Origin of the sequence: Bacillus sp. AM 13(2015) (assembly GCF_001518755.1) — a bacterium.
In the GTDB taxonomy this organism is placed as follows: Bacteria; Bacillota; Bacilli; order Bacillales; family Bacillaceae; genus Bacillus; species Bacillus safensis.
The window spans coordinates 1-1395 of record NZ_LKCP01000037.1 but is presented as its reverse complement, the minus strand read 5'-3'; the positions used below and the strand labels follow the sequence as shown (position 1 = coordinate 1395).

The 1395-nt window shown below is 54.0% G+C and carries 1 rRNA gene; it reads left to right on the top strand.

The features are described from left to right. A 16S ribosomal RNA gene (locus tag AOQ70_RS04910) occupies positions 1–1278 on the top strand; the annotation flags it as partial. Between the last annotated feature and the right edge of the window lie 117 nt (positions 1279–1395).

The window sequence follows — 1395 nt, the reverse complement described above, 5'->3', positions numbered from 1 at the left end:
GTAATGGCTCACCAAGGCGACGATGCGTAGCCGACCTGAGAGGGTGATCGGCCACACTGGGAAGACACGGCCCAGACTCCTACGGGAGGCAGCAGTAGGGAATCTTCCGCAACGAGAAAGTCTGACGGAGCAACGCCGCGTGAGTGATGAAGGTTTTCGGATCGTAAAGCTCTGTTGTTAGGGAAGAACAAGTGCGAGAGTAACTGCTCGCACCTTGACGGTACCTAACCAGAAAGCCACGGCTAACTACGTGCCAGCAGCCGCGGTAATACGTAGGTGGCAAGCGTTGTCCGGAATTATTGGGCGTAAAGGGCTCGCAGGCGGTTTCTTAAGTCTGATGTGAAAGCCCCCGGCTCAACCGGGGAGGGTCATTGGAAACTGGGAAACTTGAGTGCAGAAGAGGAGAGTGGAATTCCACGTGTAGCGGTGAAATGCGTAGAGATGTGGAGGAACACCAGTGGCGAAGGCGACTCTCTGGTCTGTAACTGACGCTGAGGAGCGAAAGCGTGGGGAGCGAACAGGATTAGATACCCTGGTAGTCCACGCCGTAAACGATGAGTGCTAAGTGTTAGGGGGTTTCCGCCCCTTAGTGCTGCAGCTAACGCATTAAGCACTCCGCCTGGGGAGTACGGTCGCAAGACTGAAACTCAAAGGAATTGACGGGGGCCCGCACAAGCGGTGGAGCATGTGGTTTAATTCGAAGCAACGCGAAGAACCTTACCAGGTCTTGACATCCTCTGACAACCCTAGAGATAGGGCTTTCCCTTCGGGGACAGAGTGACAGGTGGTGCATGGTTGTCGTCAGCTCGTGTCGTGAGATGTTGGGTTAAGTCCCGCAACGAGCGCAACCCTTGATCTTAGTTGCCAGCATTCAGTTGGGCACTCTAAGGTGACTGCCGGTGACAAACCGGAGGAAGGTGGGGAGACGTCAAATCATCATGCCCCTTATGACCTGGGCTACACACGTGCTACAATGGACAGAACAAAGGGCTGCAAGACCGCAAGGTTTAGCCAATCCCATAAATCTGTTCTCAGTTCGGATCGCAGTCTGCAACTCGACTGCGTGAAGCTGGAATCGCTAGTAATCGCGGATCAGCATGCCGCGGTGAATACGTTCCCGGGCCTTGTACACACCGCCCGTCACACCACGAGAGTTTGCAACACCCGAAGTCGGTGAGGTAACCTTTATGGAGCCAGCCGCCGAAGGTGGGGCAGATGATTGGGGTGAAGTCGTAACAAGGTAGCCGTATCGGAAGGTGCGGCTGGATCACCTCCTTTCTAAGGATATATGGAGCAGCGTGCGTTTTCGTCTTGTTTAGTTTTGAAGGAACTTGCAAAAGATCCTACAACATCATATCTCTCGAATGAAGATGGGCCTGTAGCTCAGCTGGTTAG